Origin of the sequence: Burkholderia sp. S-53, assembly GCF_025560745.1 — a bacterium.
GTDB classification, from domain to species: domain Bacteria; phylum Pseudomonadota; class Gammaproteobacteria; order Burkholderiales; family Burkholderiaceae; genus Burkholderia; species Burkholderia pyrrocinia.
In genome coordinates, this window is the sequence record NZ_CP090484.1 from 2,726,240 (window position 1) to 2,743,096 (window position 16,857).

A 16,857-nucleotide genomic window follows, 5' to 3' on the forward strand; every position below is an offset into this window, starting at 1 on the left:
TGATGCCGGCCGCAGCCGACGTCGACAGGCTCGTCACGTTGCTGTTCGTGGTGTTCAGGCCCGTGGACAACGAGCTGACGTTGCCGTTGGTCGTATTCAAGCTGGTCGACAACGATCCGACATCGGTCGACTCCTGCGTCGACAGCGCACCGACGGTGCTGTTGGTGGTGTTCAGACCTGTCGACAGCGAGCTCACGCCGCTTTGCGCCGTGCTGATGCCGGCCGCGGCCGAGGTCGACAGACTTGTCACGTTGCTGTTCGTGGCGCTCAGACCCGTCGACAACGAGCTGACGTTGCCGTTGGTCGCATTCACGCTGGTCGACAACGAGCCCACATCGGTCGACTCCTGGGTCGACAGCGCACCGAGGGTGCTGTTGGTCGTGTTCAGACCTGTCGACAGCGAGCTCACGCCGCTTTGTGCCGTGCTGATACCGGCCGCAGCCGAGGTCGACAGGCTCGTCACGTTGCTGTTCGTGGTGTTCAGGCCCGTGGACAACGAGCTGATGTTGCCGTTGGTCGTATTCAAGCTGGTCGACAACGATCCGACATCGGTCGACTCCTGCGTCGACAGCGCACCGACGGTGCTGTTGGTGGTGTTCAGACCTGTCGACAGCGAGCTCACGCCGCTTTGCGCCGTGCTGATGCCGGCCGCGGCCGAGGTCGACAGACTTGTCACGTTGCTGTTCGTGGCGCTCAGACCCGTCGACAACGAGCTGACGTTGCTGTTCGTCGCATTCACGCTGGTCGACAACGAGCCCACATCGGTCGACTCCTGGGTCGACAGCGCACCGAGGGTGCTGTTGGTCGTGTTCAGACCTGTCGACAGCGAGCTCACGCCGCTTTGTGCCGTGCTGATGCCGGCCGCAGCCGACGTCGACAGACTTGTCACGTTGCTGTTTGTGGCGTTCAGGCCCGTGGACAACGAGCTGACGTTGCCGTTGGTCGTATTCAAGCTGGTCGACAACGATCCGACGTCGGTCGATTCCTGGGTCGACAGTGCACCGAGGGTGCTGTTGGTCGTGTTCAAACCTGTCGACAGCGAGCTCACACCGCTTTGAGCCGTGCTGATGCCGGCCGCAGCCGACGTCGACAGGCTCGTCACGTTGCTGTTCGTGGTGTTCAGGCCCGTGGACAACGAGCTGACGTTGCCGTTGGTCGTATTCAAGCTGGTCGACAACGATCCGACATCGGTCGACTCCTGCGTCGACAGCGCACCGACGGTGCTGTTGGTGGTGTTCAGACCTGTCGACAGCGAGCTCACGCCGCTTTGCGCCGTGCTGATGCCGGCCGCGGCCGAGGTCGACAGACTTGTCACGTTGCTGTTCGTGGCGCTCAGACCCGTCGACAACGAGCTGACGTTGCCGTTGGTCGCATTCACGCTGGTCGACAACGAGCCCACATCGGTCGACTCCTGGGTCGACAGCGCACCGAGGGTGCTGTTGGTCGTGTTCAGACCTGTCGACAGCGAGCTCACGCCGCTTTGTGCCGTGCTGATACCGGCCGCAGCCGAGGTCGACAGGCTCGTCACGTTGCTGTTCGTGGTGTTCAGGCCCGTGGACAACGAGCTGATGTTGCCGTTGGTCGTATTCAAGCTGGTCGACAACGATCCGACATCGGTCGACTCCTGGGTCGACAGCCACCGACGGTGCTGTTGGTGGTGTTCAGACCTGTCGACAGCGAGCTCACGCCGCTTTGCGCCGTGCTGATGCCGGCCGCGGCCGAGGTCGACAGACTTGTCACGTTGCTGTTCGTGGCGCTCAGACCCGTCGACAACGAGCTGACGTTGCTGTTCGTCGCATTCACGCTGGTCGACAACGAGCCCACATCGGTCGACTCCTGGGTCGACAGCGCACCGAGGGTGCTGTTGGTCGTGTTCAGACCTGTCGACAGCGAGCTCACGCCGCTTTGTGCCGTGCTGATGCCGGCCGCAGCCGACGTCGACAGACTTGTCACGTTGCTGTTCGTGGCGCTCAGACCCGTCGACAACGAGCTGACGTTGCCGTTGGTCGCATTCACGCTGGTCGACAACGAGCCCACATCGGTCGACTCCTGGGTCGACAGCGCACCGAGGGTGCTGTTGGTCGTGTTCAGACCTGTCGACAGCGAGCTCACGCCGCTTTGTGCCGTGCTGATACCGGCCGCAGCCGAGGTCGACAGGCTCGTCACGTTGCTGTTCGTGGTGTTCAGGCCCGTGGACAACGAGCTGATGTTGCCGTTGGTCGTATTCAAGCTGGTCGACAACGATCCGACATCGGTCGACTCCTGCGTCGACAGCGCACCGACGGTGCTGTTGGTGGTGTTCAGACCTGTCGACAGCGAGCTCACGCCGCTTTGCGCCGTGCTGATGCCGGCCGCGGCCGAGGTCGACAGACTTGTCACGTTGCTGTTGTTTCTGGCGCTCAGACCCGTCGACAACGAGCTGACGTTGCTGTTCGTCGCATTCACGTGGTCGACAACGAGCCCACATCGGTCGACTCCTGGGTCGACAGCGCACCGAGGGTGCTGTTGGTCGTGTTCAGACCTGTCGACAGCGAGCTCACGCCGCTTTGTGCCGTGCTGATGCCGGCCGCAGCCGACGTCGACAGACTTGTCACGTTGCTGTTTGTGGCGTTCAGGCCCGTGGACAACGAGCTGACGTTGCCGTTGGTCGTATTCAAGCTGGTCGACAGCGATCCGACGTCGGTCGATTCCTGGGTCGACAGTGCACCGAGGGTGCTGTTGGTCGTGTTCAAACCTGTCGACAGCGAGCTCACACCGCTTTGAGCCGTGCTGATGCCGGCCGCAGCCGACGTCGACAGGCTCGTCACGTTGCTGTTGGTGGTGTTCAGGCCCGTCGACAGCGAGCTCACGCCGCTCTGAGCCGTACTGATCCCCGTCGAGCTCGAAGTCGACAGGCTCGCCGCGTTACTGTTCGTGGTGTTCAGGCCCGTCGACAACGAACTCACGCCGCTTTGCGCCGTGCTGATCCCCGTCGAAGTCGAAGTCGACAGGCTCGTCACGTTACTGTTCGTGGTGTTCAGGCCCGTCGACAGCGAGCTCACGCCGCTCTGAGCCGTGCTGATCCCCGTCGAGGTCGAAGTCGACAGACTCGTCACGTTGCTGTTCGTTGTGCTCAGGCCCGTCGACAACGAGCTCACGCCGCTCTGAGCCGTGCTGATCCCCGTCGAAGTCGAAGTCGACAGGCTCGTCACGTTACTGTTCGTGGTGTTCAGGCCCGTCGACAACGAGCTCACGCCGCTTTGCGCCGTGCTGATCCCCGTCGAAGTCGAAGTCGACAGGCTCGTCACGTTACTGTTCGTTGTGCTCAGACCCGTCGACAGCGAGCTCACGCCGCTCTGAGCCGTACTGATCCCTGTCGAGGTCGAAGTCGACAGGCTCGTCACGTTACTGTTCGTTGTGCTAAGACCCGTCGACAACGAGCTCACGCCGCTTTGCGCCGTGCTGATCCCCGTCGAGGTCGAAGTCGACAGGCTCGTCACGTTACTGTTCGTTGTGCTCAGGCCCGTCGACAACGAGCTCACGCCGCTCTGAGCCGTGCTGATCCCCGTCGAAGTCGAAGTCGACAGGCTCGTCACCTTTCCGTTCGCCGTGCTCAAGCCCGTCGACAGCGAGCTCACGCCGCTTTGCGCCGTGCTGATCCCCGTCGCAGTCGAAGTCGACAGGCTCGCCACGTTACTGTTCGCCGTGCTCAGGCCCGTCGACAGCGAGCTCACGCCGCTCTGAGCCGTACTGATCCCTGTCGAGGTCGAAGTCGACAGGCTCGCCACGTTACTGTTCGCCGTACTCAAGCCCGTCGACAGCGAGTTCACGCCGCTCTGCGCCGTGCTGATCCCCGTCGAGGTCGAAGTCGACAGGCTCGTCATGTTATTGTTCGTCGTACTCAAGCTCGTGGAGAGCGAAAAGAGCTGCCCGCCGTTAACCGCATCCGTCGAACCGGACGCCACATTCCCGCTCGACACATTAATGATCTTGCGCTGCAGCGAGCTGCTACCCACGCTCACAACGTTGGCCGCGCCTGCGTCGGTGCTGCTGGAACCCAGCGCAACGGAGTTTGTCCCCGTAGCCGTCGCGCTGTTGCCAATCGCCGTGGTGTTGGTGATATTGAGCGGGCTGCCGCTGGTTCCCGATCCAGCAGATGCACCCAACGCTACGTTTCCGTTACCGTTCACGTACTGACCAGCGCTCGTACCGACTGCCGTGTTGTTGCTGCCCGTAACGGCATAGCTGGAATTGGCTCCGCTTCCCGTGTTGTTGCTGCCCGTGACGCTGTAGCTCGAATAAGCCCCGTTACCCGTATTCGAGTCCCCCGTGACGTTGTAGCTCGAAAAGGCACCGTTACCCGTGTCCGAGTTGCCGGTCAAGCCGGTACCGCTCACATACCCGTAGAATGAGTTGTTGGTCCCGCTTCCCGTGTACGTCGCCGAGGTGCTTCCACAAGTGTCGCTGCTGGGACCGTGGTTATAGCAAATGCTGTCCGCCCATCCCAACTGCGGAAGAGACATGCACGTGCCAGCCGCCAGCGCGGCGGCAGCAATGGCCCGCACTCGCCGTACCGCACGTGAGCGGCCCCCTGACTTCCCCTGTCCCGTCACGCTCTCCGCAACGACAACCATCTGATTCAGCCGTCTGCTGAAAATGCACTTGTAGATCTTGTTCATGTTGTCCCCCAGTTCTCATCAGCGCCAGTTCGCGGAGAGCGCTTGCAGACAGGTTCCCCAGTCCGCGCGCGCTTCTTGCCTGTATGTCACGACATCGGGATACCAGGCGGTGTCTCCAAACCACCGCCAATCGGCATGCTTTTGCAAAAGCACATGTGTCTTCAGTCCAAGCGCACCCGCAAGATTGGCGCTCGACGTACACACCGACACGATTTCATCCAGACACTGCATTGCCGCTGCAGTCCGGCTGAAGTCGGTCAAAAAATGAGAAAGATCGGTAACAGGCAAATCGGGCACACCGGCGAGAACCGCGCGATGTTCAGTGGGCATCAGCGAATAGAAGCGCACACAGCCAATGTCTTTCAGATACGCGTTCAGCAGCTCCGATGGCACACTGCGCGCGAGCCGGTTCGACGCGGTCGAGACGGGATTGGCCGACCACACGATGCCGATATGCCGGCAACCCTCGCCCGAGCGCGACTGCGCGACCAACTGCCGCGCAGTGCGCTGATCCTCTGGCGCGGGCTTCAGATAAGCGACCGGCTCAGGTTTGTCCACCCACAAAGGTAAATCGCCGATCGCGATTTGCCAGATTCTTGAGGACTGTTGAGCAACTGCGAGAAGATCCGGCGCTTGCGTGACCATTCCCCCCAATACCAATGCCGACGGAAAACTCTCGCGGAACAGCCGCACGAGCGCGGGCCGGCACACCACCACCACGCGCATATTGGTCGATCGCGCCCGCTTCAGCAGCAGCGGCAGAAACGCGGCAAACAGGATCTCGTCACCGGCACCTTGCTCGCCGGAAACAATCAACGTCGAGCCCGCTTCGAACTGGCCACTCCATGCGGAATACGGAAAGCGCATGCCTTTGAGGCTGATTTCCTTACCCGCATCGAATCGCCTCGCATAATGTGGCCAGGCGTCCCTGAACCGCCCCCTGCCAAGCAGAAAATGCGCGTATTCCCAATGCGTGACCGGATCGTTGTCGTCGGCGATTTGCGTCTCGAACAGGGCCTGGGCACGCTCATCCAGTCCCAGATAAGCGCAGCACACGGCCATCCGGTGTGCCGCCTTGTCGCGCAATCTGCCCTCGAGGTGAGCCAGTCGGTCAAAGCATTCGAGCGCCTTGCCGAAATGCTCCCGGAGCCGGAGAAGCTCGCCGTAATTCCATAATGCATTGGCACAATCCGGATCTCTTTCCAAGCAGGCGCGATACTCATACATCGCGAGTTCTTGCTGCCCGGATTCGTGCAAGGCAACGGCAAGGTTGTAGCGTATCTGCGGATCATGAGGCGCGAGCGCGGCGGCCAGCGTGAACTCCTCGAGCGCCTCGCGTGGTCGGCCACCTTGGTTCAATGCCACGCCCAGGAGCAGACGCAGGAAGCCGCAGCCCTGATCGACAGAGATGGCCTGCCTCGCGCACTCGGCACTTTGCTCAAAGTGCCCGTCATTCAAAAGTTGCAACGCTCGCTGCGACAGTGCCGCGGTGTGCGTTGGCCAGCCGGGCTCGACCTCCGCTGTCGCACCAGAAGGAAGCGGCAATACGCCGGTGATGCATGCCAGCCTTGAAGGTGGCGAATGCAAGTCTTTTCTGCATTTCATACGTACCCCCGAACACGTCGTGTATCGAGTTCTCACCGCGCGCGTGAGCGCGGCTCAATCAACGTGTACGGAGGGGTGATACGAGAAGGCAGCCGCATGGCAGCCGTAGCGTACTTGGACATGATTTCCCCGACCTGCGTTTTGGTTGTTCGTTGCCTGCACTGGGCTGTACGGCCGTGCGGCGTGGATGTGTGCGAAACACGTGAGCAAGGAGTGGACCAGCACGCGGTGGCTCAATGACCACGGGGCCGAGCGATCGATAGGCGATGTGAGGCAACGTTCGGACCCCAACGTTGTTTCAGTTCTGAAACTCCAGAAGGACGCGCTGATTCTCCAAGTCCCGCGCGCAGCAAGGAAACACACGTATGGCGCAGCTTTGCGTCGACGGCAGGCATTCGATTCCTGCGCGCCCCATTGCTGTGATTTATCTAGAAATGTTTCAATCGTGCAACTTGCGGCCGGGAACGACGCCGTGTGGGATAGTCGTCCTGTTCGGGCATGTGAGTGACCCGCCCCGGGGGATTTTCGGACCAGTTGAAACAGAGAGAATGGCTTCCAATGGAGAAAAGGAAGTCATGAAGAAGAGCCGGTTTACCGAAGAACAGATGGTCACCATGAATGTGCTCGGCCCGATCCTCATCGTGCGGCTGACGAGCGGCGCGCCGGCGAGTGGCGAAGCCGGCGCCGTATCGTGATTCCGCTCAGTTCTTCGCTACCGCCTCCACCTCCGGCCCACCCGCCGCATCATTCCGGCTCCACCCACCCCCAAGCGACCGATACAACGCCACCGCCGCCAGCGCATGTTCCCGCTTGACCTGATTGAGCGAATCCGAGTCCCGCAGATACACCTCCTGCGCGGACAGCACATCGAGAAAATCCGTCGCGCCGCCCTTGTAAAGCTGATTCGCCAACCCAAGCGCCTTGTCGGAAGCCGCCAATGCACTATCAAGCTTCCGCGTCGCTTCATCGGAACTGACGAGATTCGCACGCGAGTCCTCTACTTCCCGCAGCGCCTGCAGCATCGTCTGCCTTAACCCGAGTTCCGACTCGCGCATCCGGCTTTCGCTTTGCGTGATATCGGCGGTAATACGCCCAGCGTTAAAGATCGGACTAGTTGCACTCAACGCCGCACTGAACAGATTGTCGGTCAACGTAGGCAACCCGAGATAAGACGCCGCCAGAATCCCGTCCGCCAAATTCAGCGAAAACTTCGGATACCGCTCGGCCTTCGCAACCCCCACTTGTGCCGCACGCCGTTCAACCTGCGCATAAGCAGTCAGCACATCAGGCCGCCGCAACAAAGCCTGCGAAGGCAACGTCCCCGGTGCGCCAACCGGCGGCGCAGGAATCTCACCCGCCTGCGCCAACACGAGCCGATCGACCGATTCCGGCGTCCGCCCCGAATAAACGGCAATCAGATTGAGCTGATGCGAAACCTGCGCCTGCGTCGGCGGAATCCGCGCTTCGAGCGCATCGAGCTGGTTCTGCGCGCGTGTGACGTCGAGTTCCGTCGACAGCCCGAACGCCTGCCGCTTGCGCGTGAGTTCGAGCGCGTGCTGACGAATCTTCGCGTTGTCCTGCAGGATCTTCAGTTCCTGCTGCGCCCAGCGCAGATCGACATACGCGGATGCCGCATCGGCCGCGAGCGCGAGCCGCATCGCATCTTCCGCATGCTTCTGCCCGACGAGCTCGGCCTGCGCGGCGAGCAGATCGAGCCGTTCGCCGCCGAATACATCGGGCGACCAGCTCAGCGCGAGCCCCGCGCCTGCCTGCCGCACATAACCGAGCGGCGGCGGCGTGTTCTGCCGCGCGTCGGCCGCGTGCGCGGTCGCGTCGAGTTCGGGCAGCAGCGCCGCGCGCTTTTGAACGGTCAACGCCTGCGCCTGCTTCACGCGTTCGGCGGCGGCCTGCAGATCGAGGTTGCCGTCGAGCACGGTCGCGATCAGCCGGTCGAGCACGGGATCGTGGAATTGCGCCCACCACGCGGCGGCGTCGATGTCCGCGCGCGGCACGTCGGTATCCCATGCGGTGGGCGCGAGCGTCTGAACGGATTCGTGCAGCGCCGGATGCTGCGCGGGCTGTACCGCACACCCTGCGGCGAACACGCTGACGGCAACGGCGACGAGTAGCTTTTTCATGATGAGGATCTCAGTGCGCGTCCGGCGGCGGCGCGTTCAACGTAATGGGTTTGGAAAACACGACGGCAAGCAGCGCGACGACGAAGCACAGCGACAGCGCGTAATACGCATCCGCGTAGGTCAGCGTCAGCGCTTCGCGATAAATCAGCCGATGCAGGTTCGCGAGCCCGGCCTGCGCGGTATTCAGCGTATTGCCCGCAACGGCCGTCCAGTACGCGGCCTGATGGTCGAGCAGCGACGCGATCTGCGGCTCGCCCGCGCTCACATGCTCGTTCAGGCGCAGGTAGTGGAAGTTCAGCCGGTCGTTGAGCATCGTCGCGCTCACCGCGATGCCGATCGCGCCGCCGAGATTGCGCATCAGGTTGAACAGCCCGCTCGCCGATTTCAGCCGCGACTGCGGCAGCGAGCCGAGCGCCATCGTCACGATCGGCGGCACGCTGAACTGCTGGCCGATCCCGCGCAGCGCCTGCGGCAGCAGCAGTTCCTGCCAACCCCAGTCGTGCGTGATCGGCGTGTACAGGTAGCAGCCGAGGCCGAAGCAGATCAGCCCGAACACGAGCAGCGCACGCATGCTGAAGTAGCGTGCGGCAAACGCATACACGCACAGCGCGAGCAACTGGAACGCGCCGACCGACAGTAGCGCGATGCCGATCTGCAGCGAGCTGAACGCGCGCACCTGCGCAAGGAACAGCGGCGTGAGGAACACGGTCACGAAGATCCCGATGCCGGTCACGAACGACAGCAGGCTGCCGATCCCGAAGTTGCGCACGGCGAGCGCACGCAGGTCGACGATCGGATCTTCCGCGGTCAGCGCATGCACGATGAACAGGAAGCCGCAGATGCCGGAGATCCATGCGCAGATGACGATCACATCGTCGCCGAACCAGTTCTTGCGCGGGCCTTCTTCCAGCACGTATTCGAGGCAGCCGAGGAAGCCCGACATCAGCACGATGCCGAGGTAGTCGCCGCGCTTGATGAGGCTGAGGTCGGGTTCGTCGATATGCACGTAGCGCGGCACGAGCGCGGCCACGGCGATACCCGGCACGAGATTCAGGTAGAACAGCCAGTGCCACGACCATTGGTCGGTAATCCAGCCGCCGATCACGGGGCCGATCGCCGGCGCGAGCGATGCGAGCGCGCCGATGGTCGTCGATGCGATCAGCCGCTGCTTGCCGGGGAACAGCACGAACGCGGTAGTGAACACGGTCGGGATCATCGCGGCGCCGAGCGCGCCCTGCAGCCCGCGAAACAGGATCATCGAGTTGATGTCCCACGCGAGCCCGCACAGCATGCTGGTGATCGTGAAGCCGACGGCCGACGCGACGAACAGCCAGCGGGTCGACATCACCTTCGACAGCCAGCCCGACATCGGGATCACGATGATCTCGGCGATCAGGTAGGCCGTCTGCACCCACGACAGCTCGTCCTGGCTCGCGGACAGTCCGCCGCCGATGTCGCGCAGCGACGACGCGACGATCTGGATGTCGAGCGTCGCCATGAAGAAGCCGACGCACATCAGCGCGAACGCGAACACGCGCTGCTTCGTCGGTTGCGACGCGGGGTCGCCGGAAAACGCGGTGGTCATGGTCGGCTCCCGCTCAGTTCGCGTGGTCGGTATGCACGGTCACGACCGCGGACAGGCCGGGGCGCAGCACGTGCTCGAGGCCCGGCTGCGGATCGAGATGCACGCGCACGGGCACGCGCTGGACGATCTTCGTGAAGTTGCCGGTCGCGTTCTCGGGCGGCAGCACGCTGAAGGTCGCGCCGGTCGCGGGCGCGACGCTGTCGACGCGGCCGCGCAGGCGCGTGCTCGACGCATCGAGCGACACGTCGACGCGATCGCCCGCGCGCATCTTGCGCAGCTGGTCTTCCTTGAAGTTCGCGTCGATCCACAGCCCGGAAGCCGGCACGACCGTCAGCAGCGGCACGCCGACGTTCGCGAGCATCCCGACGCGGCCCGTGCGGTTGCCGATGTAACCGTCGACCGGCGAGCGGATCGTCGTGTATTCGACGTTGAGCGCCGCGACGCGCTGCGCGGCCAGCGCCGTGTTCACGCGGGCCCGCGCATCGGCGAGCTGCGCGCCGAGCACGTCGAGCTGCCGCTTCGACGCGAGCAGCGCGGCGTCGCTGCGTTCGACGGCCGCACCGGCCTTCGAATAATCGGCGTCCGCGCGCTCGACGATCTGGTTCGACACGGCGTCGGATTTGACGAGCTCGCGATAGCGCACGCGGTCCGATGCGGCGCGCGTCAGTTCGGCCGACGATGCGCTCTTGTCGGCCGCTTGCTGGCCGATCACCGCGTATTGCAACTGCTGCTTTGCTTCGAGTTCGGCCACGGCGGAGCGCGCGCTGTCGACTTCGGCGCTGGCCTGCGCGAGCTTCGCATCGAAGTCGCGCGCATCGAGCTGCACGAGCACGTCGCCGGCCTTCACGCGCTGGTTGTCGGTCACGAGAATCCGGTCGACGAAGCCGTTGACCTTCGGCGCGAGCACCGTCACGTCGCCGCCGACATAGGCATCGTCGGTGCTCTCCTGGAAGCGCAGCACGAACAGCCAGTCGAGCGCGGCCGCGGCCACGACGACGACGACGGCGATCACCGCGATGCGCATCCACGGCACGCGGCGCCGCTGCTTCGCGGGCCGGTCGATTGTGACTGCCTCGCGGGAAGCAGCGGCTTCTTGGGTCGTTTCCATCGATTCACCTATGTATATGCACTTATCAAAACGATCGACGACATCGCGTCGATCGGGGAAGGGGTTAGCGCTCCGGCAGGTTGTGCGTGATCCGGAACAACTCGTCTCTCAGGCGGGCCGCCTGTGTCGGCCCGAACCGTCGCTCGAACGCTTCTTGCGCGGCGAGCCAGTGCACGTGCGCGTCGGCGACCTTGGTTTCGCCGTGCGCGGTCAGCGCGAACGTCTGGCAGCGGCACGGCGGCTCGATCCGGCCCGTCACCAGCGCTGCGCCGACGAGCGGCTTGAGCGCGCGCAGCAGCGCGGTGCGTTCGATCACCAGCACGGCCGACAGCGTCGCCATCGTCAGGCCCGGCCGGTCGCGCAGCAGCGCGAGAATGCTGTACTGCGACGGCGTGACGCCCGCCCGCGACAGGTAACGCTCGTAGAACTGCGAGATCCGGCGAGCGGCTTGCCGGACCGCGAAGCAATCGTCATCGGTGATCGTGGTCTTGTGCATGTGCACATATTAGGGCGCGGGGCGCCACGAAGCGATGGGCGGAGCAGGATCAGATTGGTGTCGTGGCTGTACCAATCGGCGTCAGGCCGGCGCGTTCGCGCGCCGGATCAGGCCGCCGCCGGAACGATCCGGGCCACGCGGTCGCAATAGGCGGCCGTGTAGTCGATGAACGCCTTCACTTTCGCGGGCAGCAGCGCGCGGTTCGCGTACGCGAGCTTGATCTCGACGAACGCGTCGACGAGATCGGCGCCCTCCAGCAACTGCACGAGTGCGCCCGACGCGAGTTCGGCTTCGACGAGCGTTCTCGGCACGACGCCGATGCCGAAGTCGTGCATCACCATTTCGCGGTTGAAGACGGGGCTGTTCGACGAGATGTCGAAGCGGTACGGGACGGTCAGCGTGTCGCCGTCGACGCGGAACGACAGCGCGGGCCGGCGCAGCGACGGCGAGATCGGCACGAACGGATGATCGGCCAGGTCGGCCGGCGTCTCGGGGCGCGAATGCGCGCTCAGATACGCGGGCGTCGCGACGATCACGACCGGAATGCGCTCGACCAGCCGCACGACGGTCGTCTCGCTCGTCAGCATGTACGGCACGACGATGCCGATGTCGTAGCCTTCGCCAACGAGATCGACGGGGCGCTCGGTCAGCGTGACGTCGAGGCGCACTTTCGGATGCGCGCTCTTGAAGCCGGTGATCAGCGGCACGAGCCGGTTCAGCGCGGCCGTCGTGTGCGCGACAAGGCGCAGCAGGCCCTCGGGTTCGCGTGTCTGCGTCTGCGCTTCCACCTCGAGCGCGTCGAGTTCGTCCAGCACAGCCGCGCAGCGCTCGTAGATGCGCTCGGCGGTTTCGGTCAGCGACACCTGGCGCGTGGTCCGGTGCAGCAGCCGGCTGCCGAAGCGCGCCTCCAGATCCGCGACCGCACGCGATACGACAGGCCGCGCGAGGCCGTGCATGTCGGCGGCGCGCGTGAAGCTGCGCATCTCGACCACCGACCGGAAGATCCGCAGCTTGTCGATGTAGTCCATGTCCGTCTCCTTGACGAAATGGCGGGGCGCCGGACCGACCCATCCGGCCACCGGCCTCGTTACGGCGGAGTGTACATTGACTTTATGCATATGCACATATAAATTGCGGAACATGAACGACACCACGATTGCCCAAACGTGCAACTGCCTCGCGCTGCGTCAGGCGGCGCGTTTCGTCACGCAACTGTACGAACGCCATCTGGCCCCGGTCGGCGTCACGCCCGCGCAGTTCTCGATCATGGCGAACCTGACGCATCGGCCCGGCCTGCTGATGAGCGAACTCGCCGACACGCTCGTGATGGATCGCACGACGCTGCTGCGCGCGTTGAAGCCGTTGCAGCGCGACGGTTTTGTCGCGACGGCCGCGTCCGAGCACGATGCGCGCGCGCATGCGCTGAGCCTCACGAAGCTCGGCGAGCGCACGTTCGCGCAGGCGAAGGTTGCGTGGCAGGCCGCGCAGGACGAATTCGAGACGCAGTTCGGCCAGGGGCGCGCGAAGGCGCTGCGTGATGAACTGTTCAGTCTGACCGCGGAACGCTAGGCGGGCAGCAGGTGGCTCGCGCGTTGCGACGAACTGGAGCGGAATTCGAGCCATCAGCCTCTTCGGCGGCGTTCGAGGCGCGGAAGCGTGGCATCCGAGACCGATAATTGGTTTTTAAACTGTCCGGATCGATAGCAATCTGGACAGTTTTTATTTCCAGTTGTAGAGTCCTCTGACGGATTTCACGGGCCGGCGCCGCCGGCACGAGTCACGAGGAGCAACCGATGCTGCAGTTGAGCGACCGCGACGACGCGATGTTGCGCGGGGATTTCGGCGACGGCGTCGCGCGAGCGATGCGGATCGTCGCGCGCACGGCGGAAGTGATGTCCGCGCCGCACCTGATCGACATTACTTCCGCGCATATCGACGGCTGTCTTTATCACGGTCAGACCAGCCTCGACTTCGTCGAGTATTTCGTCGACACGGGCGCGAAGGTCGCGGTGCCGACCACGTTGAACGTCGGGTCGCTCGACCTGATCCATCCCGAGCTGTACCACGGCGACCGCACGATCCAGCGCGATGCGCAGCGCCTGATGGACGCGCATCTGCAGCTCGGCTGCGAATCGAGCTTCACGTGCGCGCCGTATCAGTTGAAGCATCGTCCCGCGAAAGGCGAGCAGATCGCGTGGGCCGAATCGAATGCGATCGTGTTCGCGAACTCGGTGCTCGGCGCGCGCACGAGCCGGTACGGCGATTTTCTCGATCTGGCCGCCGCGATTACCGGGCGCGCGCCGTATGCGGGTTTGCATGTCGAAGCGAACCGCGCCGCGCGGATCGTGTTCAACGCGCCGGACTTCAACGGCCTGCCGTCGCGCGATATCTATTTCGCCGCGCTTGGTTTGCTGATCGGCAAAATCGCGGGCGCGATCGTGCCGGCGATCGTCGGGCTGCCGGCGGATACCACCGAAGACGAACTCAAGGCGCTCGGCGCGGCGGCCGCGTCGAGCGGAGCCGTCGCGCTGTTCCATGCGGTCGGCGTGACGCCCGAGGCGCCGACGCTCGACGCCGCATTGCACGGGCGCGCGGCGCAACGCACGGTCGACGTTGCGATGGCCGACCTCGACGAGATTCGCCGCACGCTGAACCACGGCGCGGCCGGCGACGCACTCGTCGCGGTGGCGCTCGGCACGCCGCATTTCTCGCTGGCCGAATTCCGCACGCTCGATACGTTGCTCGACGCGTTCGACGGCAAGCCGGCCTGCGATTTCTACGTGAACACGAGCCGGTTCATCTTGTGGGAGCTGGGCGAAACCGGCCTCGCGGACAAGTTCGCCGCGCGCGGCATCCAGATCGTCGTCGACACCTGCACGTACATCACGCCCGTGATGAAGCAACTGTCGGGGCTGGTGATGACCAACTCGGGGAAATGGGCGTCGTATGCGCCCGCGAACATCGGCGTGACGGTCGCGTACGGCAGCATGCGCGAATGCGTGCGGTCGGCGTACGAAGGAAAGGTGCGATTCGATGACTGACGCGACGGGCAAAGTACTGACGGGCGACACGCTCGTGCCGGGCAGCGCATGCGCGAGCGCGTTCGTGCTCGACAAGCCGCTCAGCTTCTGGGGCGGCTACGATTCGGCCGCGGGCAGGATCGTCGATCGCGGGCATCCGCAGGCCGGCGCGAGTCTCGCCGGCAAGGTGATGGTGATGCCGCACGCGAAGGGTTCGAGTTCGAGCAGCAGCGTGCTCGCGGAAGCCGTGCGCAACGGCACGGGGCCGGTCGGGATCGTGCTGAAGGAGCGCGACCTGATCATCTCGATCGGCGCGATCGTGGCCGCCGAGCTGTATGCGATCGCGGTTCCGGTGGTGTGCGTGACCGATGACGTGTATGACGCGATCGTCGCCGTACCGGGCGACGTGCGGATTGATGCAGGCGAGGGGGATGGCGGCGCGCGGATTTATCTGGGCGACGAAGCGCGGTCGGGTGAATCCGGTTTGACCTGATCGCGCGGCGCGCGCTGATTCGCTGTGTGAGTGGGAGCGCGCCGAACCAGTGCAATCGAATACGGTCGTACCGACGATGCACATGCGTCACCGTCGCGCAGTGCCTGCTGCTTCTGCACGTCGGTGATCACGCGTCCGTCGTCGGATTCCCACGCACGCACATCCTCCGGGGGTGCCGGGGATTGCCCGACAGCGGAGGCGGCGAAGATGGCGCAGGCAAACTGCACCACTTCGTCGTCGGTCGCGGCGGCGAGGATGCGCGCAGACGTTGCGATTTCATTCATGCGGGCCTCGGTCAGCACATCAAAGCGGCTCGCTTTCGAACGCGTCCGCTTGCCGTCAGTCGTGTCCATGGCGAAAGTGCTGTCGTGCGAAGGGAGAGCATCACTGTCCGCGGTCGCGCTCGCCAGGTCGGGAGCGTGCCCTTTTTCGTCGGCGTGCGTGGCGAACAGGGCGTACGGCCCATGATCGTCGTCGCTGATCGCGAGCAGCCACCAATTGGACGGAGGCACGGGGTCCCACCGCGAAACGCCTTCGCCCCGCACGAAGTATGCGTCGACGGCCGGATGATCCTCGGGCTCGGATTGAAGAAGGAGAACCGACGTCTTGATCCCGGCCCGGGCTTTGAGCGCGGCCCATTCCGTCGCGCCGCAGCGTTTGGCGCCGTTGAGCGTGACGTCGCGGAAGTGGCGAAGGTCCGGGTGCATGAAACAGCCGTCCTTGTCACGAATGACGGGAATCGGTTGAAGAATGTTTCCGGTGGTCATGGTGGTCGTCGGGCTTGGGAATCGGGAGCGCGAGGATTTCGTCGATCTTCTGAATGTAGACTTCGGCGGCCGTCAGGATGAAGCCATCGGCACGCCAGCGATTGACGTTCTCGATCATGAAGACCCTGGCCGACGGAATGTTCTTCGCGAACAGTTCGATCAGTGCAGCGCGGCTGGCATCGCTGTCGGCGATTGCCCATTCCCGATCGTCCCGAACGATCTCGAAGCCGCGCTCGCGCAAACTGTCCATCCGTGCCGCATCGTTTCGTTTGTCGGAGGCCGGCGTATCCGGGTCGAGGATCGGGAAGCCGCCGTTGAGCCGAAACGAGAACTTGCCATGACAGACACCGTATGCACCGAATTCGAGATCGTGCACGTAACCGAGCCCGTCGCGGTTCCACCACCTTTTGAGGTGCTGCGCGATGTTCTTGATGGCGTTTTGAATCGCGTCAGGGGGCACCGTGTTGCCAAGCTGCGTCTCCAGATCGCGGATGCGCAGGTTGGCCGCACGAAGGTCCGCGTAGTGCTGCTCACGCTCCTTCGAGCTGACCGTTTCGACGCCGATCGTTCTGCACAGACCGGCGAGATTGAACTCGGCCACTTTGACGCAGTCGGTCGCGAGTTCGAGTTGAATGTCGCGCCCCTCGTTGATGAGGGTTAAGACGGTGCCGATCGTGTAAAGGATATCCGCAATTTTCTTCTGCGCGACTGCAAGCTGATCTGCGGACAGATGGAGGATTGCTTCAGTGGTCATGGTGTGTCGTCAGTGGGTCAGGTTTCAATGGCTGGGTACTCGATTTGTATGTGGCAGCGCTCGCGTGAATTCGCCGGGGAAAATGACTGGACCCATTCGCCAATCGAACACCCATTCCTGAATCTGAAAAAGACGGGTGCTATACAAGCCACCCGCGAGAAAAACCACGCGTCCGAGGCAGCGGAATTTGCGTGGCCTGTTGCTCGGTGTTTCAAGGAAAATACGGAGGACAA

General features: G+C 63.7%; 13 protein-coding genes and 2 pseudogenes. 5 read left to right on the forward strand and 10 right to left on the reverse strand.

Annotated elements, in window-relative coordinates:
• The first annotated feature begins 2 nt into the window (after nucleotides 1–2).
• On the forward strand, nucleotides 3–1,058 hold the full coding sequence (locus tag LXM88_RS37355) for a hypothetical protein (protein ID WP_262543937.1): 1,056 nt from the start codon (nucleotides 3–5) through the stop codon (nucleotides 1,056–1,058).
• Nucleotides 1,059–1,192: 134 nt separating this feature from the next.
• Here the strand turns inward: LXM88_RS37355 and LXM88_RS37360 are convergent.
• The 3 genes and pseudogenes from LXM88_RS37360 to LXM88_RS34370 form a co-directional block, all read right to left on the reverse strand.
• Nucleotides 1,193–3,965: pseudogene (locus tag LXM88_RS37360) on the reverse strand (beta strand repeat-containing protein); the annotation flags it as partial.
• A 609-nt stretch (nucleotides 3,966–4,574) separates the two neighbouring features.
• Nucleotides 4,575–4,658: pseudogene (locus LXM88_RS37365) on the reverse strand (ESPR domain-containing protein); the annotation flags it as partial.
• A gap of 18 nt (nucleotides 4,659–4,676) precedes the next feature.
• Entirely contained in the window at nucleotides 4,677–6,263 is a 1,587-nt protein-coding gene (locus LXM88_RS34370; protein WP_262543939.1) for a tetratricopeptide repeat protein, read from the reverse strand.
• A 365-nt stretch (nucleotides 6,264–6,628) separates the two neighbouring features.
• Between LXM88_RS34370 and LXM88_RS34375 the strand changes: the two genes are divergently transcribed.
• Entirely contained in the window at nucleotides 6,629–6,958 is a 330-nt protein-coding gene (locus tag LXM88_RS34375; RefSeq protein ID WP_262543940.1) for a hypothetical protein, read from the forward strand.
• A gap of 6 nt (nucleotides 6,959–6,964) precedes the next feature.
• Here LXM88_RS34375 and LXM88_RS34380 read toward each other — a convergent pair whose 3' ends face one another.
• The 5 genes from LXM88_RS34380 to LXM88_RS34400 all read right to left on the reverse strand — a co-directional run bounded on the left by LXM88_RS34380 (nucleotide 6,965) and on the right by LXM88_RS34400 (nucleotide 12,618).
• Nucleotides 6,965–8,401, reverse strand: coding sequence for an efflux transporter outer membrane subunit (locus LXM88_RS34380; RefSeq protein ID WP_262543941.1), 1,437 nt, complete (start codon nucleotides 8,399–8,401; stop codon nucleotides 6,965–6,967).
• Between the two features lie 10 nt (nucleotides 8,402–8,411).
• Complete coding sequence (locus LXM88_RS34385) at nucleotides 8,412–9,986, reverse strand: DHA2 family efflux MFS transporter permease subunit (RefSeq protein ID WP_262543942.1); 1,575 nt, start codon at nucleotides 9,984–9,986, stop codon at nucleotides 8,412–8,414.
• A gap of 13 nt (nucleotides 9,987–9,999) precedes the next feature.
• Complete coding sequence (locus LXM88_RS34390; RefSeq protein WP_262543943.1) at nucleotides 10,000–11,094, reverse strand: HlyD family secretion protein; 1,095 nt, start codon at nucleotides 11,092–11,094, stop codon at nucleotides 10,000–10,002.
• A gap of 64 nt (nucleotides 11,095–11,158) precedes the next feature.
• Nucleotides 11,159–11,590, reverse strand: coding sequence for a MarR family winged helix-turn-helix transcriptional regulator (locus LXM88_RS34395; protein ID WP_262543944.1), 432 nt, complete (start codon nucleotides 11,588–11,590; stop codon nucleotides 11,159–11,161).
• A 107-nt stretch (nucleotides 11,591–11,697) separates the two neighbouring features.
• On the reverse strand, nucleotides 11,698–12,618 hold the full coding sequence (locus tag LXM88_RS34400; protein WP_262543945.1) for a LysR family transcriptional regulator: 921 nt from the start codon (nucleotides 12,616–12,618) through the stop codon (nucleotides 11,698–11,700).
• A 112-nt stretch (nucleotides 12,619–12,730) separates the two neighbouring features.
• Between LXM88_RS34400 and LXM88_RS34405 the strand changes: the two genes are divergently transcribed.
• From LXM88_RS34405 to LXM88_RS34415, 3 genes are all read left to right on the forward strand, one after another.
• Entirely contained in the window at nucleotides 12,731–13,159 is a 429-nt protein-coding gene (locus LXM88_RS34405; RefSeq protein ID WP_262543946.1) for a MarR family winged helix-turn-helix transcriptional regulator, read from the forward strand.
• A 224-nt stretch (nucleotides 13,160–13,383) separates the two neighbouring features.
• Complete coding sequence (locus LXM88_RS34410) at nucleotides 13,384–14,631, forward strand: aconitase X (protein WP_262543947.1); 1,248 nt, start codon at nucleotides 13,384–13,386, stop codon at nucleotides 14,629–14,631.
• On the forward strand, nucleotides 14,624–15,103 hold the full coding sequence (locus LXM88_RS34415; RefSeq protein WP_262543948.1) for an aconitase X swivel domain-containing protein: 480 nt from the start codon (nucleotides 14,624–14,626) through the stop codon (nucleotides 15,101–15,103). Before LXM88_RS34410 ends, LXM88_RS34415 begins: the two co-directional genes overlap by 8 nt.
• On the opposite strand, the gene LXM88_RS34420 is transcribed toward LXM88_RS34415, so the two are convergent.
• A complete protein-coding gene (locus LXM88_RS34420; protein ID WP_262543949.1) occupies nucleotides 15,058–15,870 on the reverse strand; it encodes a hypothetical protein in 813 nt (270 codons plus the stop codon). The genes LXM88_RS34415 and LXM88_RS34420 overlap by 46 nt on opposite strands.
• Nucleotides 15,827–16,624: a hypothetical protein gene (locus LXM88_RS34425; RefSeq protein ID WP_262543950.1), complete on the reverse strand. Its 798-nt coding sequence runs from the start codon at nucleotides 16,622–16,624 to the stop codon at nucleotides 15,827–15,829. The genes LXM88_RS34420 and LXM88_RS34425 overlap by 44 nt, the downstream gene beginning before the upstream one ends.
• Between the last annotated feature and the right edge of the window lie 233 nt (nucleotides 16,625–16,857).

What these genes read in the sequence shown, in the direction of transcription:
- LXM88_RS34380 (WP_262543941.1), bottom strand. Translation starts at nt 8,401, where the DNA reads ATGAAAAAGCTACTCGTCGCCGTTGCCGTCAGCGTGTTCGCCGCAGGG.
- LXM88_RS34410 (WP_262543947.1), top strand. Translation starts at nt 13,384, where the DNA reads ATGCTGCAGTTGAGCGACCGCGACGACGCGATGTTGCGCGGGGATTTC.
- LXM88_RS34400 (WP_262543945.1), bottom strand. Translation starts at nt 12,618, where the DNA reads ATGGACTACATCGACAAGCTGCGGATCTTCCGGTCGGTGGTCGAGATG.
- LXM88_RS34420 (WP_262543949.1), bottom strand. Translation starts at nt 15,870, where the DNA reads ATGACCACCGGAAACATTCTTCAACCGATTCCCGTCATTCGTGACAAG.
- LXM88_RS34405 (WP_262543946.1), top strand. Translation starts at nt 12,731, where the DNA reads ATGAACGACACCACGATTGCCCAAACGTGCAACTGCCTCGCGCTGCGT.
- LXM88_RS37355 (WP_262543937.1), top strand. Translation starts at nt 3, where the DNA reads ATGCCGGCCGCAGCCGACGTCGACAGGCTCGTCACGTTGCTGTTCGTG.
- LXM88_RS34375 (WP_262543940.1), top strand. Translation starts at nt 6,629, where the DNA reads ATGGCGCAGCTTTGCGTCGACGGCAGGCATTCGATTCCTGCGCGCCCC.
- LXM88_RS34370 (WP_262543939.1), bottom strand. Translation starts at nt 6,263, where the DNA reads ATGAAATGCAGAAAAGACTTGCATTCGCCACCTTCAAGGCTGGCATGC.
- LXM88_RS34385 (WP_262543942.1), bottom strand. Translation starts at nt 9,986, where the DNA reads ATGACCACCGCGTTTTCCGGCGACCCCGCGTCGCAACCGACGAAGCAG.
- LXM88_RS34395 (WP_262543944.1), bottom strand. Translation starts at nt 11,590, where the DNA reads ATGCACAAGACCACGATCACCGATGACGATTGCTTCGCGGTCCGGCAA.
- LXM88_RS34390 (WP_262543943.1), bottom strand. Translation starts at nt 11,094, where the DNA reads ATGGAAACGACCCAAGAAGCCGCTGCTTCCCGCGAGGCAGTCACAATC.
- LXM88_RS34415 (WP_262543948.1), top strand. Translation starts at nt 14,624, where the DNA reads ATGACTGACGCGACGGGCAAAGTACTGACGGGCGACACGCTCGTGCCG.
- LXM88_RS34425 (WP_262543950.1), bottom strand. Translation starts at nt 16,624, where the DNA reads ATGACCACTGAAGCAATCCTCCATCTGTCCGCAGATCAGCTTGCAGTC.